The sequence below is a fragment of the Flavitalea plasmicola genome, assembly GCF_030546645.1.
Taxonomy (GTDB): Bacteria; Bacteroidota; Bacteroidia; order Chitinophagales; family Chitinophagaceae; genus Puia.
On record NZ_JAUOTO010000006.1, the window covers coordinates 556,334 to 578,664 of the forward strand.

The following is a 22,331-nucleotide window of genomic DNA, read 5'->3' on the forward strand; positions in this document are numbered from 1 at the left end:
ATCATGAAGCCGCTTTCACGCATTTGTTTACTGCTCAGCCTGGCGGGAATCACCTGCGTTTCCGCCTCTGCCCAGGCGGATTCGACCAAATATAAAGAGAGAGCCACGGCCATCCGCGCTGAGGTTTGGGCATGGAAAGACGCTGTATTTGCCAATCGGACCGTTCCCGCAGAGCATGCCAATGAATCCTGCGTGATCATGGGCAGAAAAGCCGTGATAGAGGCGGATACAAAAAAGAAGATCAACTGGGCACTGTCAGCGCACCGGAATTTCTATTACAACAGTACGGTAAGAGAAATGGTGAAGATCAACGATAAAGCTTCCCTGGAGGAATATTCGCAGCTCAGCTACCGCCAGTTCAAAAAGCTCAACGGCTGGATGTCAGCCACATCCACCAGCTTTGTAGGAGCACGCATCATCAAGCCCAACGGCACTATAAAAGAGGTGAACACAGACGAAGCGGTGTCGTTGAACAACGGCCGCAATGACCAGCAACGCAAACTGGCCATCAGTGACCTGCAGGTGGGAGACATCCTGGACTACTTTGTCAGGACGGAAGAGTTCTCTGAATATATCAAGGAACCGGAAAGACTCATCTTCGTTTTTGGCGATGACCATCCCATCATGTATTATTATCTGCACTGCGAGATCGGAAGTAAATACGCCATCGAATACCGGTCGATGAACAATGCACCCGATGCGAAGCAGACGACCAATGAAGATAAAGATGTCATCCTGGACATCGGAATGAAAAATCTCCCCGCTGCCCCCACAGGTTTCTGGATGGCCTCGCTCCGGGAGCTGCCTGCCTTCCGCCTGAATGTGCTCGCTGGCGGAACCTATGCGGGCGCAGGGCGGGCCCCGGGAGAAGTAGTGAAGGATGTTCCGCTGGCGGACATCATAAACCTGATCAACACAGGCATATCCTATCCCGATCCAGGCAAATCAGCCGTGCTGAAGCGCCTGGTGGTAGACGTGCTGAAAGGGTATGACAAACATTACAACAAGCTTCCGAAGGACAGCCTGGCCAATCTCATCTACTATGCCTATCGGTTTGTCCGCTATTATAACCAGGTGGATGCCAGCCTGGAAGTAGGCGAGGACCGGAATGAAATGGATATCAATAATTATGATTATCTCATTTACCTGCAGCCCATACTGGAGCAACATAAGATCTACTCGAAATTTGTCGTCATGCCCTATAAACATGGGCCGTCCATTGACCATGTAATGGGCATCGGGGATCTCTCGGTCATGCTGCTGGTAGACCTGGAAAAACCAATCTACTTCACCAACAACAATATGTTCACATACCCCGGCTATATACCCGCCAGTCTGGAAGGACAGCCCTGCCCCGAAGTCCGTTCCAAAAGGTTCACGCGCAACCAGGTGGTAGGACTTGACCAGCTCACCCCCCTGAGCACGGCGCGGGACAATACCCAGGAGGAAAACCTGAAAGTAGCTTTCAACGGCACGGACATGCAATTGCTGCACGTAAAAAGACATACCGTTCTTACAGGTAAAATGAAGGAGGGCGAGCAGCTGCGGCTCCTGAATTTTGAAGATTGCTACGAATCTGAAAGAAATGCATTGCATGTGGAGAAATCCATTATGGACAACCTCCAAAAGGCCAGGAAAAGTAAGAACGTGTCCGAAGACTACGCCGCCGCCCTGCAAAAAGCCAGAGCATCCCTAAAGGACCGCTTTAAGGCCGAGATCTCAGGAGAATTTGAGCAGGATCCAAAGGACGTCATCTCCTGGAAGATAGACAATCCCGGTCTGCGCCATACGGCGCCCGACCTGGTATATTCTACAGAGTTCACCGTGGATGGTCTCATCCAGCGGGCGGGGAATAATTTCCTGCTCAATATAGGTAAAGTGGTTAATTCTCCCCTGAAATTGACCCCCTCCCAGAGGACCCGCAATATAGATATCTATATGTCCTATGCCCGCACGCTGGACTGCACTGTGGCCTTCGACATTCCCCAGGGATATTCCGTACAGGGAGTGGATAAGCTCAACAAGACCTTGAACAATGATTGCGGATCAGTGGTCACCAGCGCCCAGGTACAGGGCAGTCAGCTGATGGTGCATTTTAAAAGGACGTATAAACACGACCAGGAATCCGTAAACAAATGGCCTCAGTTACTCGCCATTATCGACGCGTCTACGGAGTTCGCAGATCAGAAGGTGTTGTTGAAAAAGGGGTAAACCAATCCCTCCGCCCTGGCCGGTCATTTGCATAGGTTTTGTTAAGCCAATACTTAAGGCCACAGATCATGAAAAAACTATGTGCCGCCTGCTTCCTGACGGCAATGCTTGCCGCATGTTCTACGCCCGGTCCGGTGACAGGGCGCCCCGACAGGAATGTAAGCACCAGCGGGACCATCGGTTCGGTAAAGGCCACGGACGGTCCCCCACCCGAGAAAATACCCGTCCCCAAGGTGCCGGACACCGCACGTCACAAAAGGGACACTACGTTATAGGACATAATATCTCTTCTTATGGGGCGCCGTTTCCGTATAATGGGGGACATCACTGATCATCTGCTTCAGATCCCGCTCAATGGTAAAGCAAATGGCCGTCATCGGAGTATCCGTGGGCTTGTTTTCAAAAGGGTCCTGTAGGTGGATCGCCATTTTTTCGATCAGGAAAAATACAGCGCCGATGGCAATGACGACCGGGATGCTCATAAATCCAAAGAGATCCACCACCGCAAAAGGGAGCAGCAGGAAAAAGAACAGAAGGGAAAAATGAATATAAAGGCTGTAGGTGGCCGGGAATATGGTATTCTTTATCCTTTCGCATTTCCCCATGGCATCACAAAGCCGTGACAAAGTCCTGTCGATCTCCACCTGCTGATAGGAATTCATCAAACCATTGTGATAAGCCTTCTGCAATTCCTGCCCATGCAGGTCAAGGATAGCCATGGGAGTATTGTTGAAATTTTTAATATGCTGCATATCGCTCCGGCTGATAAATTTTTCGATTCCATACTGGGTATCCTGGCCACGCAGGCTCCGGCTGAGGCTATAGCACCAGGCGATCTGCCTTTTGATAAACCGCGACCTGATAAAATGTGCCTGCTCATCCTGGCCTGCAGTATGGGTGAACCAATTGATCTGCCTGGCCAGGCTTCGGCTGTCGTTCACGATGGATCCCCAGATGGTCCTGGCTTCCCACCAGCGATCATACGCCTGGTTGGACCGGAAAGCCAGCAGTAAAGAGATCACCGTTCCCATGATCATAGGCACGGATAAGGGAATGGTAAGGTTGGTAAATTGAAATACTTTGTATAGAATAGCCACTCCCATGGCATACAGGCTTAACAGGATCAGCTCTGTCCTGATCTTCCCCATGATATACTTGATAGGGATATTTTTTTTCAGTAACATATCAGGCTAACATTTTTTCTTTATACAAAAGCGTTGTCAGAACCCCTACTTCATTTTGTCTGCCCTTTTCCACATATACGATGGGGACCTTGCACTTTCTTAATGTCCGTATACAGCTGACGGATTGTGGAAGCCTGTTTTCATACACATGGTCTTCCAGCAAATACACGGATTGGATATTACGCCCCTGCATGTAATGACGAAGGTAAGCCCGGGAATTGCCATACAGGAATTCGAACGACAGGAGATGGATAATGGAAGCATATTTCTTTCTCAGCATCTCAATCGCTTCCAGGAAAGAGGGAGGCAGCATTTTATAAGGTTTTCTTTCCTGTAGGAATAGCAGGTCCATGATACCCGTGGGAAGATCCAAAGTATGAATGATATAGATATTGCATTGCTCCCCACCTGCATTTTTGCAGATCTCATGAATGGGGTACAGCGAGGTGACGGTAAGATCGGTCGGTAATAATATGTTTTTTTTCATACGCTTTAATTTGACGGCAAGATGCGCTCCCGGCGTAAGAAAGCGGTAAAAAAGAAATTGGGAAGGAATAAAAGTTCGGTAAGAATCCGGTAAGAAACCTGCGCGGACGCGGCTAAAGAGGGAATTTGATGATCACTTCGGTGCCGATATTTTCCTTGGAATGTATTTCGATGCTCCCCTTATAAAGGTTGACGATATTGCGGGCCAGCGGTAGACCAATGCCATAGCCACGGGTATTTTTGACATTGGACGCCCTGAAGAAAGGGTCGAAAATATGCTTGAGGTCGGCGGACGGAATGCCAATGCCCTGGTCACTGATGATAAAAATGACATGCGTTTTGCTGGCTGCGACAGCAAAGGCCACCAGTTTTTCCCCGGAATACTTACAGGCATTCAAAAGCACATTGGAGAGCGCCAGCTCGAATAGCTGGGCATTCCCCCGTATGGTCAGTTCACGACTGACCTCCGGACGCAGACTCAGGTCCAGCTTTACGGGACATTTCGGATATACGTTCCAGACCACTTGCAGACTGTTGTGGACCAGCTCGTCTACGCCCACCTGCTCATACACCAGCGTGCCATGAAAGCTGGACTGCGCCAGTTCCAGCAGCCCGCTCGTAATAGCTTTTAATTTTTCGGCCTCGCTCATAATGATCCGCAGGGCCTCCCGGTATTCCTCGGGATCACGCTGTCTCGCCAGCGATAGATCCGCCTCTCCAATAATGGCCGTTAAAGGCGTATTCAGCTCGTGCGAAGCATTGCTGACAAAATTATTTTGTGTCTCAAATGCCGTCTCCAGCCGGGAAAGCATATCATTAAAAGTGGTAGCGAGAAAAGATATTTCGTCTTTCCCGCTCCGGACCTCCAGGCGCTCATGCAAGGACGTGACGCTGATATTGGTCACTCTTTTCGCGATATTCCGGATAGGGGAAAGCACCTGCCGGGAAAAGAGGAGGCCAATGCTGAAAAGCACGATGGTAGAAATGATACACGCCGTCACCAGGATCCTGAAGAGGTTCAAAAGAAAATTTTGCGCGTAGCTGTGCACCGCCGAGACGATGATGAGGTATTCCCCTTGCCTGGCCGAATGAACGATGCCTGCAAAAAACTGGAAATGATGCCTGCTTACCGCTTTCCCATCTTTTTGTGCATCGGCAAAGAACTTTTTCCCCGCAGTCTTGTATAAGACGGTGTTCCTTATCCTGTCGAGCGTGTCCGTCCTTATGAGATACTCTTCCTCTTCCGGCAGCCGCTGCAGATGCTGCCTGCGTAATTTTTCATAGGCATCCTGGCTTTGCTCATTGATGTCAAAGTTTATTTTAGAAGCAACTACAGCCCTCAGCTCCAGGCGGGTATAGAAATCCTGAAAGGCCTTCTCGTTGGCGAAATAATAGATGGCCGTGCTCAGCATCACAATGACGGAAAGACAGAGCAACGTAAAAAGAAGAGTGATCTTTAATTGGATCTTCATAGGGTCATTCGTCTTTTAAAATGTAACCCATGCCGACAACGGTGCGAATAACGCGTCCGCCGGGCGCATCATCCAGCTTTTTGCGTAAATAATTGATATAAACGTCCACCGACTTGGTATTCAGATTGAAGTCATAACCCCATACCTTCTCGAGAATATCCATCCTGGAAAGCACCTTTCTGGGATTTCGCATCAAATATTCCAGCAGCCTGAATTCCGTGGCGGTAAGATCGATGGTCCTGCCACCCCGTTGCGCATTCTTCTCATCCAGGTTCAGCGTAATATCGGAGAATACAAGCACATTCCGCGCATGGCCATGGCTGGCTTCGGGAGAAGGGCCTGCCGGGACCCGGCGCAGCAGCGATCGGACCCTGGCCAGCAATTCCGCTATTTTGAAAGGTTTGGTAAGGTAGTCGTCCGCCCCGGCATCCAGCCCCATTACAATATTGTCCACCGAACCAAGCGCCGTCAGCATCAATACAGGCGTGCGGATCCCCTGTTCACGTATCCTTCGGCACAGGTCCATGCCATTGCCGCCTGGCAGCATGACATCCAGGATGAAAAGCTCGTAGGTGAAGCGGGAAATATGATCCCAGGCGGATGCTCCATCCATGGCGACAGAGACATCATATTGATCTTCCATCAGGGCCTTCTTTATGACAGCGGCCACGGAATGCTCGTCTTCAATAAGTAATATACGGGTGTTCATTTTCTTACAATTTCATAAATAGCCACCGGCGGATCAAAGGCCTGGTTATTCTCCGGCCTTGCATAAATATTCCGCACAATATCCATGCCCTTAACGACCTTTCCAAAAGCCGCGTAGCCCTGCCCGTCAGGGTTATTGTCACCCCCATAGTCAAACCCCGGCTGATCTCCCACACAGATAAAGAATTCCGTCGTAGCCGTACCGGGTGTCGTACGCGCCAGTGAGATCACCCCATCCTTGTGCAGGATATGGGTCTGTTGCGTGCTCTCATGGGGTATCCCTGGAAGAGAGGAAGCCCTCTTTTGATCCGTCCGCCAGATACCTCCCTGGATCAATTCGGATTTAGCGGCCTCCGAAGACTGGTTGTCATCATTCAGCACCCGGTAGAAGGAACTATTGCGGTAAAAACCAGAGTCGACATAAGATAAAAAAGCCGCCACCGTCTTTGGCGCCTGCGCGGGATATAGCTCCACTTCAATATCACCCGCAGCGGTCTTGATCCGCACATGTGGTTGCTTACTATCACCGCCGCCGCAGGACGACAAAAAAAAGGTACATATCAAAAAAATCGTGATTCGCATACGCCTCAAATTACCTAAATAATAGCGATATTCACGAATGCAATTGGACTTCCCTTTTCTGCAATTGGTATTCACAGGGTTCATTTCACTGTTTCCGGCAGTCAACCCGGTGGGCTCGGCCTTCATCGTCGACCCTCTGCTCATGGGCCTGAACGGCCCGGAACGCAGGGCCGCTTCAAAAAGAATAGCCTTTTATTGTTTCCTCATCTGCACGGTATCCATCCTAATCGGCACCTATATAATGGAGCTTTTCGGTATCTCCATTCCTATTGTCCAGCTGGCCGGCGGCCTCATGATCTGCCGGATGGGGTGGCAGCTGCTGACCACCGAGGATGCCATCAAAAGCAGTAAAGAGACGGCCCAGCCGGAAAGAAAGGCCGGTGACATCGAGAACATCCTCTTCTATCCTGTGTCCTTTCCCATGACCACCGGAGCCGGTACTATCTCTGTCCTGCTGACCCTCAGCGCTCACGGTGAAGACAATGACATCAGCAAGCACCTGGTAAAGCTGGTCGCACTTTTCATTGCCGTCCTCCTCATTTGCCTGTTAATCTATATCTGTTATGCCAATACGCCACGCCTGATCAAAAGATTGGGACCCAGGGGCGAACAGATCGTAAACAGGCTCAGCGCCTTCCTGGTCTTTTGCATTGGGATGCAGATCGCCTCCGCCGGCATCAGGACCCTGCTGAAGACTTGATGCCACCCTCTATAGACAAGCCTTGATCTCCCGGATAGTCTCCGTAAAAGCCTTTTTCTCCTGCACATGCTCCTGCCATGCCAGCCCCCTTTCCATCAGGTCGATGCTCTGCACGATGGTTGAACCCTCCAGACCATTTTTTTTACCCAGGATGAACACCGTATCGGATATAGCCACCGTCGTAACGATATCATGCGAAACAATGATCAGCGTTTTGAACTCATGGGACAGCGATACTTTCAACAGAAGACTCACCACCTTATCCAGCACACAGACGTCCAGACCCGAAAATGGCTCATCCAGCAAAAGAAAATCAGATCCCTTCAGGAGCTGTTGAATGATGCTGACCCTTTGTTGCTGACCACCGGACAGCTGCTTCGGATAGCGCTTCAGGACATCTGAAAGATCGAATTGTGCCGCATATTCCAATATAGCGTCGTTTTCAGCACCCATCAGTGCCTTATTCTGATGCGCCGCCAACCGCAGGGATTGTTCCACGGTCCTCCATCCAAACTGATAGTAGTTCTGAAAGATGACGCCCATATCCCCCGCATGCACAGGACGCAAGGTCCACGGTTTGCCAGAACGAACCGGAGGTTCGTCGTCCGAAGGACAGATATTAGCGCTATCCGGAAAACGGGTTATATTTTTCGGCGACCCGTTTTCCGGACATCCGCGGACAAGGATCTCTCCCTTATCCGGCTTTTGAAGACCTGAGAGGATACGAAAAAGCTGTGTCTTGCCAATCCCGCTGCGCCCGATCAGCGAAACCACCTGTCCCTGCTGTATGCCTGGCCGGATTATGTCGTCGATGCTGAAATTGATATCGCTCAGGATGCATTTATTGTCATAAGTGAGGGAAATGTTTTTCACCTGAAGAAGCGTTTCCCCCTTGCTATAAATAGTCATGATTACAATTTTGTATATGGGAAGAACCAATGGCGGAGTCTTCCCAAAAGGTGATCAAAGAAAAGTCCCAGGCCAAAGATCACGGCCTGTAAGGCGATCACATGCACCAGGTCATTGTATTTATTATACTTGATCAGCAGCGTACCGATGCCCCCTTCGCTCATGCTCAATCCCTCTACCATAGTGATCATCATCCAGGCAATGGCAAAGTTTTGCCGTACGACCTCAAAAACCTGGTCGGCCTTACCAACGACGATCACTTCATACAGGCTCTGCCAGCGGCTGTATCCCAAGGTCTGACAAAGCTCGAACTCCTGTGCATTGGTCTGCAGGATCACAGAGAGGAATGAAGTCGTAAAGAAGGGCACGATGCCGAAGACCAGCAACGAGAGCTTCAGCTGACTGCCATCCCTCGTCAGCAACGTGAAAATGAAGATGAGGCCCGTTAGGGTAAGATACCTGCACTTCACGATGAAATGGGCGAGCGGCCGGAAAAAAGGCACTACCGACAGATACGAGAACACGAGGGTGATCAACACCGAATAAAACAGGGCTTTCAATGTCAGCAACAGGCTCACCAGCACATTGTCCCACAGCAGACTGCTGGTAAAGAGCCCTCCCAGGGCTTCCCCGATCCGCAAAGGCGAAGGTATAAGACCCACCGGAGCAGCCTGCCATATTGAAAGCAGCACGATCACCTGTATTGCTACCAGCATAATGACCGTGGTCCGGTGGATCCTTTCAAAAGGTTTGAACATAGCACGTACAATTAATGGGGGCGGCGACAAACCGCCCCCGGTTAAACAATCTAAAGTCCACTTACATTAATTACCCAGCACGATCTCTACGCGACGGTTGCGGCTGCGGCCCTCTTCGGTCCTGTTGTCGGCCACAGGCTTGGCGGCGCCAAAACCCCTGGCATCGATACGGCCGTCCTTCAAACCCTTATGGACTAAATAATCCTTGACAGCGGCTGCCCTCTTTTCGGAAAGGGGGAGGTTGATGGCATCGGTACCATTATTGTCTGTATAACCGTTGACTCCCAGTTTCAGACCCTCCGCTACTACGGCCGATTCGAAGATCTCGTCCAGCGTCCTGTAAGAGGACGGCCGGATGATGGCGGATCCTGTCTCGAACTCAATGTGGTAGCTGCGCGAGGACACGGCTTCCGTGATCTGATCCGCATATTTCGTTTCGATGGCCTTCCCTTCCAGTAATTCAGGGTGATTGGAGATCACACTGAGAAGGAAGGATTTGTCCACCGCCTTTTCATAAGGCATAAAGCTGGGCATGATGGAAGGGTACATCTTCACCATCAGGTTGCCGAAAGTATTGTAGACGGCCTTATAGCGGTCTACCTTGTCATTGCCCAACCCATAGGTATTGGCCATGTCCGCAAGGTTGAATACGGTCGAACCACCCAGGTTCACCGTCATACCACGGATATCCTTTTCGGCTACGCCATTATAGTACTTCAGCCAGTAGGCGGCGTCCTTCTCCTGGTAGAGCTTGGCGCTGACCTCCGCGGCGAATTGCTTCGCCTCGTTGAAGCTGCGTACCTGGTCTCCTGCCTGCGCCAGCGCAATGATCATGTTCTCGATGTCCGTACGGTGATCATTAGCCCATTTTTTGATAGCAATCGTCTGGTTGGGCATCTGCGAAGCATATTGCCTCGTATTGGCGATGGTCACCAACCCACCCTTCTTCGTGGCGACGTTCACGTCGCCCGGTGTCCAGGTAGCAACAGCATCCACGCCTACGACGGTATCCCGGCCCGTCGTCTTACCACCGGCTACCACTTTCCTGCTTTCCGTATATCCCGTGATATATTTATTCGGCGCATCCAGGAAGTCACTGGCAGCGATCAGGTTAATGGCGGTAGCATCATAAGTGGTCTCGTCAGGGTTGACCTTGAGGCCATTGTCCCCAGCCCACTTCAGCAGGATATTGACGTCGCCGTCCCTCAGCACACCGGCTACGCATTTGCCAATGGCATTGTGGGGGTCCTGTTTCCAGGATAAAGGGCCCATCACCTGGTCCTCGCCATACGATTTACCGTGCGCCACTGGGATAATAATCGGCTGATACTCGGCACCCAGGGGTTCCAGCTCCTTGGACAAAGAGCTCATAAAGGCAGGCATACCGTCACCCATGAAGGTGATGAGGACACCCGTCTCATTAGGGTTGTTCTTATACTCCCCGGCGAACTTCACCAGGTCGGCCATCTGCTTATTGCAGTCGTCCTGCCTTACATATGAGATGTCCAGGTGCGCCTTGTCAAACAGGGAGTTCTTTGTCGTACGTATGCCACCGTTGGCATACATACCGGAGAACTGGCTGTTCCAGGCCATGCGCTCCCAGGTGATACGCGTACCGCCATTGACGGCATCGGCATTATCAGGGAGGGGAATAAGGACGGCGTCGCCTTTCAACGAAGCTTCAGGGGCATCGGGTAAAATTACCTTACCGACCTCGACGGCCTTCCCGGCTTCTTTCGGACGACCCTGATACCATTTGACGCTCAGTATGCCTGCCGTAACTACGGCAGCGATGATGAGCAATTTTCCGGCGGGTTTGATTTTGACTGACATATGTTTGTGTTTTACTGGTTTAAATAATTAATTAATCTAATAAGCCTTTATAGCGGTCGGGAGTCTTGACATCCTTCAGCCTCCCATTATCCTCCTTCATGGCTCTGCCGCTGTAATTGAAATCCTTTCCCATGTCAAAGCTGTTGATCAGCTCGATCGCCTGGGCGGATTTCGCTTTATCCTCCAGGTTCTTGTCGTCCATGAACCGGGAGGTGACATCGATGGCGGACTTGATATGCCCGATCTTTTCACCGATGTTGACTTTTAAGATGGCCAGGGCCTTTTCCGCATCCTGGTTTAGCTCATCGTCCCCCTTGAAAGCCTTCATGGCGCTGGTGACGGCAGAAAGCCCCGTGGTGACGGAATAATAGAGGTCCTTCTTTGCCTCCAGGTCCAGCTTGGCATCTTCCAGCATGATGCCGCTCTCTTCATAAGCAGCATCGGCAAAGCTTACCAGCTTGTTCAGGTCGCCTACGATAGGCGTAACATTATCGATGTACTCTCGGCAACGAATCACATTGTTGGCGTACAGGTCGATCTGCCTGCTATTGGCGTTCTCCGACTGAAGGATCTTCACTTTCTTTATATTGAGCTGCAATTCCTTTTCTTTTTCACCTAGCTTTTCCATCAGCTCGCTCTGCTTGCCTTTTAGACGACCGGATTGACGGAACAGGATCTCCCTGTCCTTATATCCCTGGTCAATCTTCGCCTGCAGGATGTTGAATGGGTTTAGCTCGATGGCCAGCCCGATAGAATAGTTGGCGATGAAGGCCGAGAAATACTTCAGGGCACGCCAGAACTTCCTGCTGCTGACGATCATCAGCAGAAATCCCATCACCACACCGCCGATGATGAGGTTTACCAGGTTCCAGGTCACCGTCACCAGCCAGGGCAGTACGTAAGTGAGGAACCCATAGGCCAGCCCCGCAAAAAGGGACAGACCGATGATGGCCGTGGCGATATTCTTAGGTTCGCTCCACCAGCCGGGAGTCTTTGTTTTTTCAATCAGCTTGTTCATGGTCATTTGGTTTTTAACGTTGATGTATATATTGTTTTATCTTCTCGATGTCTCCGGCTATCTGCTGCTTTCTGGCAGCGCTTTCCGCCGTATAATCACCGGACCTGCCCGTGATCTTCTGCTCACTTTCCCTGATCTCAGCCTGCAGGGCGACGATCTGGTTTTGGAGTTCACTGATCTCTTTCGAAAGGGTCCGGATCCGTTCGCTCTTTTCTTCCGCCGCTGCTTTTTTGCCATGCACTTTTTCCTGCAAGGCGGCCTCTACGGTGGAATGGAATCGCGCCGCGTCCGCGTCCAGTACCCGCAGGTATTCCTCCGCGGTGGACAATAGTTTCTCCTTCGTCAGGCCCTGGACCTGCAGGCCCGCATAGGCGGCGCAAAACCGGGAGAATTCATCAGGCACCGCTTTCAGGGCCGCCACCATCTTCGAGAACTCGAAGTAGTCGGGACCGGGAATATTCGCCTCGCTGAACAGCTTGTCGAAATATTCTTCCATACGGGTATCTCCACGCACAGTGCTTACGCCTGTATTTCCGGCGCTCGTTCCACCTGGGCTTACGTTCCCCTCGGAACCTCCCTGCGCACCCCCTCCCTCCGCACCGGCGCCCTCTCCCTGTCCGGGCGATGCCGCACGACTCTGCTCTCCGCCCGCCGCACCTGCGTTTGCTGTTTGTTTATTGTTGTCGGTAGTTGCCGTCTTGTCGGGGGGTGTCACCTCTATGAATGCCGACAGGATCTTTTTTCCAAAACTTGCCATGGTTGTTGATTTTAGTGGTTAACAAAAAGTCTTTATCGTTAGGGCATAGCTACGCCAGGCACAACCGTTGGCGGTTATAGCACACCGTGGTAACTATTGTCCCGGCGTTATTGCATCAGCATAGTGGTAAGGAGGATATTTTCCCGCATGATGGCGGTGACATTGACCTTCCGGCCAGGCGCCTTGGCTTGACTGTTTGTCAACTGGCGAAGGATAAGGAAGATGGCGATAGAGCACAACAGGGCTATAGCTCCAATGATCTTTTTCATTTTCTGACTGATTAAAAAATAAGCGTTGTTTCGTAAAGGTGTATGCGCTTCCCGGGCGTTGCCGACCCTTACCTGGTTACTTGCGGAATTTTGCTGGGGAACTTTCTAGCAGCTGGAGATTTCCGGTAGTCTGGCCAGGTCGAGTGGATAATAGCCAGATAAAAACTCCATATAAGATTTCATGTTCGGTGGGAGACTAGCTCCGTTTTGTTTGATGGAGTAAAGATATATCGGGTTTGCCCCTCATTGTTAGTACATACGGGTGGATCGGTCCTTTTTGTGGAACATCGGTTAAGTACCTGGGATAAACGGCAAAATAGGTGGCTGAGCGCGAAATATCGGGTCTGAGCGGTATTTTTGGACTTATGAATGGCTGCCGGGCTTTAGGAGCGGTAATTGTGCCTTTTGCAGCGGGCAGGGATTGTTACCCAGTTGCATAAAGAACGGTGTAAACCAAGCCCAGTAAGGGTTTCCCGATTTTGTATTGATACGTTGTTGCATTTATGTAACTTCCTGTACACTACAAACCACTTTATTTAAAACACGCACCATGCACATAAGAGTTTCACGCGCCCTGCCCTCGCTCATTTTCACCTTGCTGACCTTATCCTGCTCCGCCCAGAACACCCCGCTCCAGGTCCCCCTCTGGCTCAATGGCGCTCCGGGATTCGAGAGCAGGCGCAATATTCCCGAAGAGGCAAAAGACTATTGGGTAAAGACCATCCACAATCCCTCTATCGCCGTTTACCTGCCCCCAAAGGAAAAAGCCACGGGAGCCGCCGTCGTCATCTGCCCGGGAGGAGGCCACCGGCTGCTGGTATACAATGCCGAAGGACGGGACGCTGCTCTCTACCTCAATAGCCTGGGCGTGGCAGCCTTCGTGTTGAAGTATAGACTCTTTAGACAGGATTCCTCCTATAGCCTGGAAAAAGACGTAAAGATGGATGCTTACAGGGCCATGCGGCTCGTACGCAGCAGAGCCAATGAATGGGGAGTAGATACAGGAAGAGTGGGCATGCTGGGATTTTCCGCGGGAGGCGAGGTCGTCGCGCTGGTGGCCTATGCTCCCGGTATGGGAGACCCGCATGCATCCGATCCTATCGACCGACTCAATGGCAGGCCCAATTTTCAAATGCTGGTATACCCCGGGCCCCTGGGGATACCGGACATGGTTCCTAAAGACGCACCTCCCGCCTTTCTCATCGCCGCAAATGATGACGAATGCTGCGCCGTCCCCATCGTAAAACTATTGGAAAGGTACCGGGAGGCAAAAGCTCCTGTGGAAGCCCACATTCTTTCGGGAGGCAGCCATGGCTTCAATATGGGCAATCGCAGCAAACTGCAGGCCGTGAAGACATGGCCGCAGCGTATGGCAGATTGGATGGCGGATATGAATTTATTGACGTCCAAAAAACAATAACCAGGCACAAAAAAAGTCCCCGGCAAGACTACCGGGGACATACTAATCAAAGTGTTTTAACCATTAAACCTTATCCTATGAAGAGACAAAGCTACATCAGGATTGCCTCTATATTTAGATTCTACGCCTAAGAGTTTACACTTTAGGATCAAACTTTAATGAAAACTTAGTAATACCCTTAGAAAGAACCTCGACAAATGTCGTCCGGAGAGGTTCATTTCTTTTTGGGAGCAGCCTTCTTCCCTACAGGGGTAGCCGCAGCGTGCTGTTTGGCCAGCTCTTCTTCTTCAGAAATGGTATAAGGCTCCGGTATTGGAAGATCATCGATAATATCCGGCATCATAAAAATGACATTGGCCACCTTATTGTAGTTGAGGTCGAAAAGCCGCCAGGTCTCACCCTCATCCTTGGACTGGGCTAGGAGATAGGTGACGAGATGAAATTTCTTGTCCTCGCGGTGGATAAAGCGGGATTCACGGATAACGCATTGCCATTGATCGTCCTTTGATTTCAGGGTCATGACACTCACCTCCGCGGGAGGTTCCTCTATAGAGCTGACAGTCCGTGCATAGGACTTCTGGATATGCTCGATAAAACCATCTTTCCCCCCATAGTGCTTCAAAACACTCAAAGGGGCCAGATCCGCATAGGCGGACCAACTCTTATAAGCATCCGTCTTAATTAGGCTGTCAGCGAAAAATAGGGCCCTTTGCTTTATCTTTACCGTGTCGGGCTGGGAAAATACGGCAGGAATAGATACAAATAAGGTCAGGATGACCGTTAAGGGTACTTTTGTCTTCATGGGATATTGACTTTGAATGCCAAAATAATACAAAAACCTGGCCGGCACAAGGTAATTTATCGTTTTTTATAGTATCTTGATTCACTTAGAAAATCTCCATAATTGCATCTATGTCAAGGAAAACTGATTTCGTCCATTCAACAAAGCAAGAGCCCCACCGTCTCCGAACAAGACAGATCCTTAAGCAACACCCCGAAGTCCGCCAACTCATCGGAAAGAATAAATATACCTTTTTCGCCATATTAGGTCTCGTAGGCTTTCAGATAGTACTGGCGGGGCTCGTAAGCGCTCAGTCATGGTGGATCGTGTTCGGTGCCGCCTATTTGCTGGGAGCCTTTGCAGATCACTCCCTGTTCGTCATGATCCACGAGTGTGCGCATCACCTCCTTTTTAAGAGCAGGGCCTCCAATCGCCTTTCCGGCATCCTGGCCAACCTTCCCCAGATCTTCCCCAGCAGCGTATCCTTCGAGCGCTACCATATCAAACATCATTCTTTCCAAGGCGTTCACGAGCTGGATGCCGACCTGCCCAATAAGTGGGAGGCAAAGCTGATCAATAACTATTTCGTTGGAAAGGTGATCTGGCTGCTGTTCTATCCCGTTTTCCAGGTATTTCGTATTTCCCGTCTTAAGGAGATCAAGCCCTTTGATAAATGGGTAGCACTGAACTGGCTGGCCGAGATCGCTTTCACCGCCGGTATCTGGTATGCCTTTGGCCCTAAAGCCATCGTTTACCTCCTCGCCAGCTTCTTCTTCTCCGTCGGCCTGCACCCCTTGGGCGCCCGTTGGATCCAGGAACACTACCTCACCCATGACGAAGAACAGGAGACATTCAGCTATTATGGTGTATTGAATGTTGTCGCGTTCAATGTGGGTTATCACAATGAACACCATGATTTCCCTTCCATTCCCTGGAATAAATTGCCCCAGATCAAAAAGACCGCTCCCGGCTATTACGACAGCCTTTATTCGCACAGATCATGGACGAAATTATTCTTCCGCTTCCTGTTCGACAGGGAAATATCGCTCTATCATCGGGTTGTCAGAAAGGATAGAGGCAAGGTAAAACTGACGGACGAATCCAGGCCGGATCAGGACCTCGTGGCGGCAGAGCGCAGCGGGACAATGGCCAGCGTCTAAATAAATACCCTCGTTCCGGAATTGAAGTTCTCCCGGAATTCCTTGGGCGTACAGGTCTTTTTCTTCTTGAAGATCCTGTTGAAATTGGAAATATTATTGAACCCGCAGTTGTAGGAGATCTCCGCAATAGAATGAGTAGTGTCAATAAGCATCCTGGACGCATGCCCCAATCTTATCTCGTTGAGACTGTCGATGAATGTATTTCCCGTCCGTTTCTTGATAAATCGGCTGAAGGAGACCTCCGTCATATTCACCAGCCTGGCTACTTCTCCCAGCGTTATGGACTTGTCATAATTGTTGTTCATGTATTCAAAGGCCTTTTCAATGCGCCGGCTGTTATACGTAAAATGCTCGTTGGTGAAGGAAGCGTCCGACAACGTGCGCATGTTACGGGAAATAGAGAGGTCATGGAGGATGGACAATAGCTCCAGCACAGAGTCAAAGCCATTCTTCTGGTTGAGCGAAAGGATACGGGGAGCCACAGCCGTTGCTGTCTCCCTCGAAAAAAGAATGCCCTTCTGGGACCGCTCCATCATGCTCCGGATAAAGCTGAGCTGATTCCTCCGCAACAGCTTGTCCTCGAAAAGATCCTTATGCCATTGGATCGTCACTTCCCGGATCTCCTCGCTCTTGCATTGGTGTGTGAACCAGGCATGGTAGAGATTGGGGCCCACCAAAACAAGCTCCAGGTCGTCGATGACATCGATATGATCACCTACAATGCGCCGCGCCCCCCTCGCATTGATGATCAAATTCAATTCCAGCTCTTCATGGTAATGAAGAGGGAAACTGAACTCTTTTTTTAAACGGGAAAAAATAGTGAAGCAGTCGTTTTGCGTAAGAGGTGTGATCTCTCTGATGATATTCGTGCTCATATAGCCGCTCGTTAAGGTATAATAAATATATCCCAAACCCTCGTAACTCAGGAGGATTGTCAGATTACTATAAAGTTCGGATAAAATAGTATAGGATGAGGGTGAAAGTGTAAAAATTAATCTATCTGCTGTAAATCACGTATTTAAATTGATTGCATTATATAATACTGCTTCGATAAGTTCTTTAACGTCCAATCTGGGATAAAATATCATTAGTTTTTAGGCAATCCCGGAACATATATTTGCCGTTATAAATCCTCTCGGCACATTCACAAGACCTTCCCGTCAAAAGTGATAGCTTAGTCGCATGAATTTACAACTACCGGATATTCTCATCATCGTAGCATACCTGGTCACCATGGTGATGATCGGCTGGCTTTTACGTAAGAAAGCGAGGTTGAACAAGGAAAATTACTTACTGGGAGGGAAATCCCTTCCCTGGTATATGCTGGGCCTGAGCGATGCTTCCGATATGTTCGATATTTCCGGGACCATGTGGATGGTCAGCCTCTGCTTTGTTTATGGCATGAAAAGTATCTGGATCCCCTGGCTATGGCCCGTATTTAACCAGGTATTTATGATGATGTACCTGTCCCGCTGGATGAGAAGGTCCAATGCCACCACGGGCGCCGAATGGCTCACCGGCCGCTTTGGCGCATCGGGCCGCGGCGTACGTTCTTCGCATAATATTGTCGTGGCTTTTGCCCTGCTGAGCTGCCTGGGCTTCATGGCCTATGGGTTCGTAGGCCTGGGCAAGTTCGTGCAGGTATTCATCCCCTGGGATATCGTACGCCCCTATATACCTTTTAATGTCTCACCCGAATACGTGCCGCATTTCTACGGTATCATTTTCACCCTCTTCGCAATGTTTTATTCCATCCTGGGCGGCATGCACAGCATCGTGCTGGGCGATGTCATCAAATATGGCCTCATGACCGTCGGCTGCATCAGTATTGCGATCATCGCCATGATACGCCTTCGGGGACATCACCTCAATGTGCCGGAAGGGTGGCTCAATCCCTTTTTTGGCGTAAGACTGGACCTGGACTGGCGAAATATTGTAAACGACGCGGATAAAAAGATCCAGGCGGACGGGTTCTCGCTTTTCAGCGTGTTTTTCATGATGATGCTCTTTAAGGGAATATTTGCCAGCCTGGCTGGACCTGCGCCGAATTATGACATGCAGAAAGTGCTTAGCACCCGCTCTCCACAGGATGCCAGTAAGATGAGCGGCTTCGTATCCATTATTCTATTGCCGATCCGCTATTCCATGATCATCGGTCTTACCGTCCTGGCTTTGTTATACTATCCCCGCATCAGCGACAGCTTACAGGCAGGCCATGGAACAGACTTCGAAAGGATCTTGCCGGCCACCATCAATAATTTTCTGCCCGTAGGGCTGATGGGCATCGTGCTGACAGGATTGCTGGGAGCTTTCATGGGTACCTTCTCCGGTACGCTCAATGCCGCACAAGCCTACATGGTAAATGACATTTACCTGAAGTACATAAACCCCCAGGCTTCCACCCGCAGGACCATTTCCATGAACTACCTGGCCGGCCTGGTGGTGGTGATCACAGGCGTGATATTGGGCCTTTTCGTAAAAGATGTGAACACCGTCCTCCAATGGATCGTATCGGGGCTTTACGGAGGCTATGTAGCCGCCAATATGTTGAAATGGCATTGGTGGAGATTCAACGCCAGCGGATTTTTCTGGGGTATGATGGCAGGGATCATCCCCGCCATCGCGCTGGCCGTCCTGAAATCCTTCGGCTGGCTGAAAGGCCTGGATCTCTATTACTGGCCCATCCTCTTCCTGCTTTCCCTGGCAGGTTCCGTCCTGGGAAGCTATGCCACGCCGCCCACCGAAGAGGCCGTTTTGATGTCGTTTTACAAAACCGTAAGACCCTGGGGGTTCTGGAAACCCGTACATCAAAAAGTGATTAAGGCGGATCCGGCATTCATTGGCAACCGGAATTTTCGCCTGAACGCTTTTAATATTTTGCTGGGCATCATAGGACAGCTATGCCTGACCATCCTGCCCATGTACATCGTACTATGGTTGAAAGGGCCCCTGCTCGTCACACTGGTCCTGCTGCTGATCATCTGTTTGATCCTTAAAAAGACCTGGTGGGATAAACTAAATGAATACTGATCTAACCCTGTACAATATCAATAAAATGGACAACATGAAGAATACGTTCAACCGACGGCTGCCGCAGCTCAAAGCACAATATACCGCGCTCATCACGAGACCCAATGAGATTAATGGCGTGGGCAATGGCATCTTCGACCGCTGGAAATATCCCGTGCTCACCGCCGCGCACACCCCCCTGTTCTGGCGTTATGATCTGAATGAGAAGACAAATCCATTCCTGATGGAACGCTTTGGTATCAATGGCGTTTTCAATGCCGGCGCGATCAAATGGAACAATAGTTATTTGCTGATCACCCGCGTGGAAGGCTCCGACAGGAAATCATTTTTTGCCATCGCGGAGAGCCCTAATGGCATTGATCAGTTTAAATTCTGGGATTCCCCCTTGCATATGCCCGTTTCCGGTGAGCCCGAAACAAATATCTATGACATCCGGCTCACCAGGCACGAAGATGGATATATATATGGGGTCTTCTGTACAGAGAGAAAAGACCCCTCGGCCCCTCCCGCTGACCAATCCTCGGCCATCGCCCAGTGCGGCATTGCCCGCACCAGGAATATGGTCGATTGGGAAAGACTGGCAGACCTCCAAACGCCATCCCCTCAACAACGCAATGTCGTCCTGCATCCTGAGCTGGTCGGCGGCAAATATGCTTTTTACACCAGGCCTCAGGACGGATTCATCAATGCCGGCAACGGAGGCGGCATCGGACTGGGCCTCTCCGCCTCTATTACCAATGCCGTAGTTGAAAAAGAGACCATCATCGACCCCCGCATCTATCATACCATCAACGAGGCCAAGAACGGACTGGGACCCGCGCCCCTCCGAACCCGCCTCGGCTGGCTGCACCTGGCCCACGGCGTAAGGAATACTGCCGCTGGCCTCCGCTATACCCTCTACCTCTTTATGACGGACCTCCACGACCTCACCAGGGTCATCTACAGACCCGGCGGCTATTTCATCGCCCCAAAAGGAGAGGAAAGGGTGGGAGATGTATCCAATGTCGTATTCTCCAACGGATGGATAGCCGACGAGGACGGTGCCGTATTTATTTATTACGCGTCATCCGATACCCGGATGCATGTGGCAACGACCACTGTTGAAAAACTGCTGGATTACGTGGTCAATACCCCCGCCGATGAATACCATTCCGCCGGCTCGGCCCGTACCCTGCAACGGATCATCGACAACAATAAGGCCTATATAGACGCCCCCCGCCCTGAAATTTTGGGAAATTAGTTTGAACATTTTGGTGTAGGTTTGGACGAAGAAAAAACTTTTACCGCTATGCGACTCCTGCTGCTCATCACGTTCACTGCCTTTACTTCCATGATCACCAAAAAACCCACCCGCGTCGTATTCTTCGGAGACTCCATCACCCAACAGGGCGCCCAGCCCGGTGGATATATTGTAAAAATGAAAGAGGCCCTGGATAAGACAGGCAGAGGCTCCGACTTTGACTTCATCGGCGCCGGCATCGGAGGTAACAAAGTATACGATCTCTACCTGCGCATGGAGGATGACGTGCTGGCTCAAAAACCCGATGTGGTGGTGATCTGGATAGGTGTAAACGACGTTTGGCACAAGGCATCCGCCGGCACAGGCACAGACCCCGATAAATTCGAAAAATTTTATGTGGCCATCATCAATAAATTGCTGGACAGGCATATCAAAGTGATTCTCTGCACCCCCGCCGTCATCGGTGAAAAGACTGATTTCACCAATATGCAGGACGGCGACCTGAATGCGTACTCCCAGATTATTCGCAACCTGGCCCAGAAATTTCATTGCGGCCTGGTGGACTTTCGGGAACTCTTCCATAACTATGAGCTGAAGAACAACCCGGCCAACAACGAATCCGGCATCCTCACCAGGGACCGTGTACACCTGAACGATGCCGGCAATCAGCTGGTAGCGGACAAAATGTGGGAAGCCCTGGATTCAAAATAGCATCCAAATAAACTTTCATATGGGAAAGACAGTCCTGATCACTGGCGCAAATGGCAATCTGGGCGTCGCCGCCGTAAAAAAATTCCTGGATAAAGGATACAAGGTAATTGCCGTCGACCACACGGGCACCCACCTGGGGTTTGCCGCATCACACGACAATTTCGAGCTGAAGGACATCAACCTTTCCGACGAGGCGGCCACCGAAGACTTTATCGCCGAAGCCATTAGCCTTTACGGCCGTATTGATGGAGCCCTACTGCTGGTGGGCGGTTTCGCCATGGGCGATGTCGCAGCCACAGATGGGGCAGCTATGCAAAAAATGTATTCCCTGAACTTCGAGACAGCCTGGTTTGCTGCCCGCCCCTTATTCCGGCATATGATGGAAAACGGCTTCGGCCGGCTGATCTTCATGGGCGCCCGCACGGCAATAAAACCCGAGCTGGGCAAAGGAGCACTCGCTTACGCCCTCACCAAATCCATGCTGTTCAACCTGGCTGATCTGTTGAACGCCTCTGCAAAAGGAAAGAATGTACTGGCCTCCGTCGTCGCACCTGGAACGATAGACACCGAGCTCAACCATAAAAGCATGCCCGATGCCGACTCCAGCGGCTGGATAGAACCTGCCCAGCTGGCCGACGTGCTGGAGCTTATCTGCAGCGGAAAAGAACTCTCACTTAAATAGTTTCCGGCCAAAGAGAATGCCCGCCGTCAGGCGGGCATTCTCTTTACTCACAACCCATAGTGTCTAAACAGTTAGCACGCTGTTAAACCCCGTCACACCATCCGGCTCCCGCAGGGGATTTTCAATATCTTCCATCCACATCTTATCATCGATCAAAAATCGATAATAATACTTGCCATTCGGCAACATAGGAATGGAGATCTTCCACCCGCCTCCGGTGACCCTTTCTGGCTTCATTTGCAGTTCATCGGTCGCCCAATGATTGAAAGTTCCCGCCAGTGAGATGTGTTTACAGGCGGCCGCATTCAGATGGTGTACATAAAACTCGATCCTTTTTGTTCGCCTGTTGATGTACGGCGATTCGCGCAGTTTCATAGCAACCCCCTTTTTTAGATTTTAAATAATCGCTTTCATCCGGGC

23 protein-coding genes are annotated in these 22,331 nt (G+C 50.6%); 9 read left to right on the plus strand and 14 right to left on the minus strand.

Annotated features, from left to right (window positions below):
- Positions 1-3: 3 nt before the first annotated feature.
- Together Q4E93_RS24080 and Q4E93_RS24085 are read left to right on the plus strand one after the other, a co-directional pair.
- Complete coding sequence (locus tag Q4E93_RS24080) at positions 4-2,211, plus strand: DUF3857 domain-containing protein (protein ID WP_303589683.1); 2,208 nt, start codon at positions 4-6, stop codon at positions 2,209-2,211.
- A gap of 68 nt (positions 2,212-2,279) precedes the next feature.
- Complete coding sequence (locus Q4E93_RS24085) at positions 2,280-2,486, plus strand: hypothetical protein (RefSeq protein ID WP_303589685.1); 207 nt, start codon at positions 2,280-2,282, stop codon at positions 2,484-2,486.
- On the opposite strand, the gene Q4E93_RS24090 is transcribed toward Q4E93_RS24085, so the two are convergent.
- From Q4E93_RS24090 to Q4E93_RS24110, 5 genes are all read right to left on the minus strand, one after another.
- Entirely contained in the window at positions 2,481-3,395 is a 915-nt protein-coding gene (locus Q4E93_RS24090; protein ID WP_303589687.1) for a bestrophin family protein, read from the minus strand. The genes Q4E93_RS24085 and Q4E93_RS24090 overlap by 6 nt on opposite strands.
- Position 3,396: 1 nt before the next feature.
- Complete coding sequence (locus Q4E93_RS24095; protein ID WP_303589688.1) at positions 3,397-3,882, minus strand: hypothetical protein; 486 nt, start codon at positions 3,880-3,882, stop codon at positions 3,397-3,399.
- Positions 3,883-3,994: 112 nt separating this feature from the next.
- A complete protein-coding gene (locus Q4E93_RS24100; RefSeq protein ID WP_303589689.1) occupies positions 3,995-5,353 on the minus strand; it encodes a HAMP domain-containing sensor histidine kinase in 1,359 nt (452 codons plus the stop codon).
- Between the two features lie 4 nt (positions 5,354-5,357).
- Positions 5,358-6,062 (minus strand): response regulator transcription factor, encoded by a 705-nt coding sequence (locus tag Q4E93_RS24105; RefSeq protein ID WP_303589690.1) that lies wholly within the window; start codon positions 6,060-6,062, stop codon positions 5,358-5,360.
- Positions 6,059-6,643, minus strand: a complete 585-nt coding sequence (locus Q4E93_RS24110) for a peptidylprolyl isomerase (RefSeq protein ID WP_303589691.1) — start codon at positions 6,641-6,643, stop codon at positions 6,059-6,061. The genes Q4E93_RS24105 and Q4E93_RS24110 overlap by 4 nt, the downstream gene beginning before the upstream one ends.
- Before the next feature lie 37 nt (positions 6,644-6,680).
- On the opposite strand from Q4E93_RS24110, the gene Q4E93_RS24115 reads away from it, so the two are divergent.
- Positions 6,681-7,343 (plus strand): MarC family protein, encoded by a 663-nt coding sequence (locus Q4E93_RS24115; RefSeq protein WP_303589693.1) that lies wholly within the window; start codon positions 6,681-6,683, stop codon positions 7,341-7,343.
- Between the two features lie 9 nt (positions 7,344-7,352).
- Here Q4E93_RS24115 and Q4E93_RS24120 read toward each other — a convergent pair whose 3' ends face one another.
- The 6 genes from Q4E93_RS24120 to Q4E93_RS24145 form a co-directional block, all read right to left on the minus strand.
- Positions 7,353-8,252, minus strand: coding sequence for an ATP-binding cassette domain-containing protein (locus Q4E93_RS24120; RefSeq protein WP_303589695.1), 900 nt, complete (start codon positions 8,250-8,252; stop codon positions 7,353-7,355).
- A gap of 2 nt (positions 8,253-8,254) precedes the next feature.
- Positions 8,255-9,010 (minus strand): ABC transporter permease, encoded by a 756-nt coding sequence (locus Q4E93_RS24125; protein WP_303589697.1) that lies wholly within the window; start codon positions 9,008-9,010, stop codon positions 8,255-8,257.
- A 66-nt stretch (positions 9,011-9,076) separates the two neighbouring features.
- Positions 9,077-10,843, minus strand: a complete 1,767-nt coding sequence (locus Q4E93_RS24130) for an OmpA family protein (RefSeq protein WP_303589699.1) — start codon at positions 10,841-10,843, stop codon at positions 9,077-9,079.
- Positions 10,844-10,874: 31 nt separating this feature from the next.
- A complete protein-coding gene (locus Q4E93_RS24135) occupies positions 10,875-11,861 on the minus strand; it encodes a hypothetical protein (protein WP_303589701.1) in 987 nt (328 codons plus the stop codon).
- 13 nt (positions 11,862-11,874) lie between these two features.
- Positions 11,875-12,618, minus strand: coding sequence for a hypothetical protein (locus Q4E93_RS24140; RefSeq protein WP_303589703.1), 744 nt, complete (start codon positions 12,616-12,618; stop codon positions 11,875-11,877).
- Positions 12,619-12,725: 107 nt separating this feature from the next.
- The gene (locus tag Q4E93_RS24145; protein ID WP_303589705.1) at positions 12,726-12,887 is read right to left on the minus strand and encodes a hypothetical protein; all 162 of its coding nucleotides are present in this window, start codon (positions 12,885-12,887) and stop codon (positions 12,726-12,728) included.
- A gap of 550 nt (positions 12,888-13,437) precedes the next feature.
- Here Q4E93_RS24145 and Q4E93_RS24150 point away from each other — a divergent pair.
- Positions 13,438-14,307, plus strand: coding sequence for an alpha/beta hydrolase (locus Q4E93_RS24150; RefSeq protein ID WP_303589707.1), 870 nt, complete (start codon positions 13,438-13,440; stop codon positions 14,305-14,307).
- A gap of 214 nt (positions 14,308-14,521) precedes the next feature.
- On the opposite strand, the gene Q4E93_RS24155 is transcribed toward Q4E93_RS24150, so the two are convergent.
- Positions 14,522-15,109 carry a hypothetical protein gene (locus tag Q4E93_RS24155; protein WP_303589709.1) on the minus strand — a complete coding sequence of 196 codons (588 nt, stop codon included), beginning with the start codon at positions 15,107-15,109 and terminating at the stop codon, positions 14,522-14,524.
- A 110-nt stretch (positions 15,110-15,219) separates the two neighbouring features.
- On the opposite strand from Q4E93_RS24155, the gene Q4E93_RS24160 reads away from it, so the two are divergent.
- On the plus strand, positions 15,220-16,248 hold the full coding sequence (locus tag Q4E93_RS24160) for a fatty acid desaturase (RefSeq protein WP_303589711.1): 1,029 nt from the start codon (positions 15,220-15,222) through the stop codon (positions 16,246-16,248).
- On the opposite strand, the gene Q4E93_RS24165 is transcribed toward Q4E93_RS24160, so the two are convergent.
- Positions 16,245-17,123: a helix-turn-helix domain-containing protein gene (locus tag Q4E93_RS24165; RefSeq protein WP_303589713.1), complete on the minus strand. Its 879-nt coding sequence runs from the start codon at positions 17,121-17,123 to the stop codon at positions 16,245-16,247. The genes Q4E93_RS24160 and Q4E93_RS24165 overlap by 4 nt on opposite strands.
- A 307-nt stretch (positions 17,124-17,430) precedes the next feature.
- Here Q4E93_RS24165 and Q4E93_RS24170 point away from each other — a divergent pair, with 307 nt between their 5' ends.
- From Q4E93_RS24170 to Q4E93_RS24185, 4 genes are read left to right on the plus strand one after another with little or no spacing between them, the layout of a single operon-like run.
- Positions 17,431-19,278, plus strand: a complete 1,848-nt coding sequence (locus Q4E93_RS24170; RefSeq protein ID WP_303589715.1) for a sodium:solute symporter family protein — start codon at positions 17,431-17,433, stop codon at positions 19,276-19,278.
- Positions 19,268-20,518, plus strand: a complete 1,251-nt coding sequence (locus Q4E93_RS24175) for a glycoside hydrolase family 130 protein (protein ID WP_303589717.1) — start codon at positions 19,268-19,270, stop codon at positions 20,516-20,518. The genes Q4E93_RS24170 and Q4E93_RS24175 overlap by 11 nt, the downstream gene beginning before the upstream one ends.
- Positions 20,519-20,566: 48 nt before the next feature.
- Positions 20,567-21,229 (plus strand): SGNH/GDSL hydrolase family protein, encoded by a 663-nt coding sequence (locus Q4E93_RS24180; protein ID WP_303589719.1) that lies wholly within the window; start codon positions 20,567-20,569, stop codon positions 21,227-21,229.
- Between the two features lie 19 nt (positions 21,230-21,248).
- Entirely contained in the window at positions 21,249-21,911 is a 663-nt protein-coding gene (locus Q4E93_RS24185; RefSeq protein WP_303589721.1) for an SDR family NAD(P)-dependent oxidoreductase, read from the plus strand.
- A 63-nt stretch (positions 21,912-21,974) separates the two neighbouring features.
- On the opposite strand, the gene Q4E93_RS24190 is transcribed toward Q4E93_RS24185, so the two are convergent.
- On the minus strand, positions 21,975-22,286 hold the full coding sequence (locus Q4E93_RS24190; protein WP_303589723.1) for an early set domain-containing protein: 312 nt from the start codon (positions 22,284-22,286) through the stop codon (positions 21,975-21,977).
- Positions 22,287-22,331: the final 45 nt, after the last annotated feature.

Excerpts from the sequence above, each read along its gene's own strand:
- Q4E93_RS24135 (WP_303589701.1), bottom strand. The coding sequence starts at position 11,861 with ATGAACAAGCTGATTGAAAAAACAAAGACTCCCGGCTGGTGGAGCGAA.
- Q4E93_RS24105 (WP_303589690.1), bottom strand. The coding sequence starts at position 6,062 with ATGAACACCCGTATATTACTTATTGAAGACGAGCATTCCGTGGCCGCT.
- Q4E93_RS24115 (WP_303589693.1), top strand. The coding sequence starts at position 6,681 with ATGCAATTGGACTTCCCTTTTCTGCAATTGGTATTCACAGGGTTCATT.
- Q4E93_RS24080 (WP_303589683.1), top strand. The coding sequence starts at position 4 with ATGAAGCCGCTTTCACGCATTTGTTTACTGCTCAGCCTGGCGGGAATC.
- Q4E93_RS24155 (WP_303589709.1), bottom strand. The coding sequence starts at position 15,109 with ATGAAGACAAAAGTACCCTTAACGGTCATCCTGACCTTATTTGTATCT.
- Q4E93_RS24185 (WP_303589721.1), top strand. The coding sequence starts at position 21,249 with ATGGGAAAGACAGTCCTGATCACTGGCGCAAATGGCAATCTGGGCGTC.
- Q4E93_RS24190 (WP_303589723.1), bottom strand. The coding sequence starts at position 22,286 with ATGAAACTGCGCGAATCGCCGTACATCAACAGGCGAACAAAAAGGATC.
- Q4E93_RS24140 (WP_303589703.1), bottom strand. The coding sequence starts at position 12,618 with ATGGCAAGTTTTGGAAAAAAGATCCTGTCGGCATTCATAGAGGTGACA.
- Q4E93_RS24095 (WP_303589688.1), bottom strand. The coding sequence starts at position 3,882 with ATGAAAAAAAACATATTATTACCGACCGATCTTACCGTCACCTCGCTG.
- Q4E93_RS24090 (WP_303589687.1), bottom strand. The coding sequence starts at position 3,395 with ATGTTACTGAAAAAAAATATCCCTATCAAGTATATCATGGGGAAGATC.
- Q4E93_RS24180 (WP_303589719.1), top strand. The coding sequence starts at position 20,567 with ATGCGACTCCTGCTGCTCATCACGTTCACTGCCTTTACTTCCATGATC.
- Q4E93_RS24145 (WP_303589705.1), bottom strand. The coding sequence starts at position 12,887 with ATGAAAAAGATCATTGGAGCTATAGCCCTGTTGTGCTCTATCGCCATC.
- Q4E93_RS24175 (WP_303589717.1), top strand. The coding sequence starts at position 19,268 with ATGAATACTGATCTAACCCTGTACAATATCAATAAAATGGACAACATG.
- Q4E93_RS24130 (WP_303589699.1), bottom strand. The coding sequence starts at position 10,843 with ATGTCAGTCAAAATCAAACCCGCCGGAAAATTGCTCATCATCGCTGCC.
- Q4E93_RS24125 (WP_303589697.1), bottom strand. The coding sequence starts at position 9,010 with ATGTTCAAACCTTTTGAAAGGATCCACCGGACCACGGTCATTATGCTG.
- Q4E93_RS24110 (WP_303589691.1), bottom strand. The coding sequence starts at position 6,643 with ATGCGAATCACGATTTTTTTGATATGTACCTTTTTTTTGTCGTCCTGC.
- Q4E93_RS24120 (WP_303589695.1), bottom strand. The coding sequence starts at position 8,252 with ATGACTATTTATAGCAAGGGGGAAACGCTTCTTCAGGTGAAAAACATT.
- Q4E93_RS24160 (WP_303589711.1), top strand. The coding sequence starts at position 15,220 with ATGTCAAGGAAAACTGATTTCGTCCATTCAACAAAGCAAGAGCCCCAC.
- Q4E93_RS24170 (WP_303589715.1), top strand. The coding sequence starts at position 17,431 with ATGAATTTACAACTACCGGATATTCTCATCATCGTAGCATACCTGGTC.
- Q4E93_RS24100 (WP_303589689.1), bottom strand. The coding sequence starts at position 5,353 with ATGAAGATCCAATTAAAGATCACTCTTCTTTTTACGTTGCTCTGTCTT.
- Q4E93_RS24150 (WP_303589707.1), top strand. The coding sequence starts at position 13,438 with ATGCACATAAGAGTTTCACGCGCCCTGCCCTCGCTCATTTTCACCTTG.
- Q4E93_RS24085 (WP_303589685.1), top strand. The coding sequence starts at position 2,280 with ATGAAAAAACTATGTGCCGCCTGCTTCCTGACGGCAATGCTTGCCGCA.
- Q4E93_RS24165 (WP_303589713.1), bottom strand. The coding sequence starts at position 17,123 with ATGAGCACGAATATCATCAGAGAGATCACACCTCTTACGCAAAACGAC.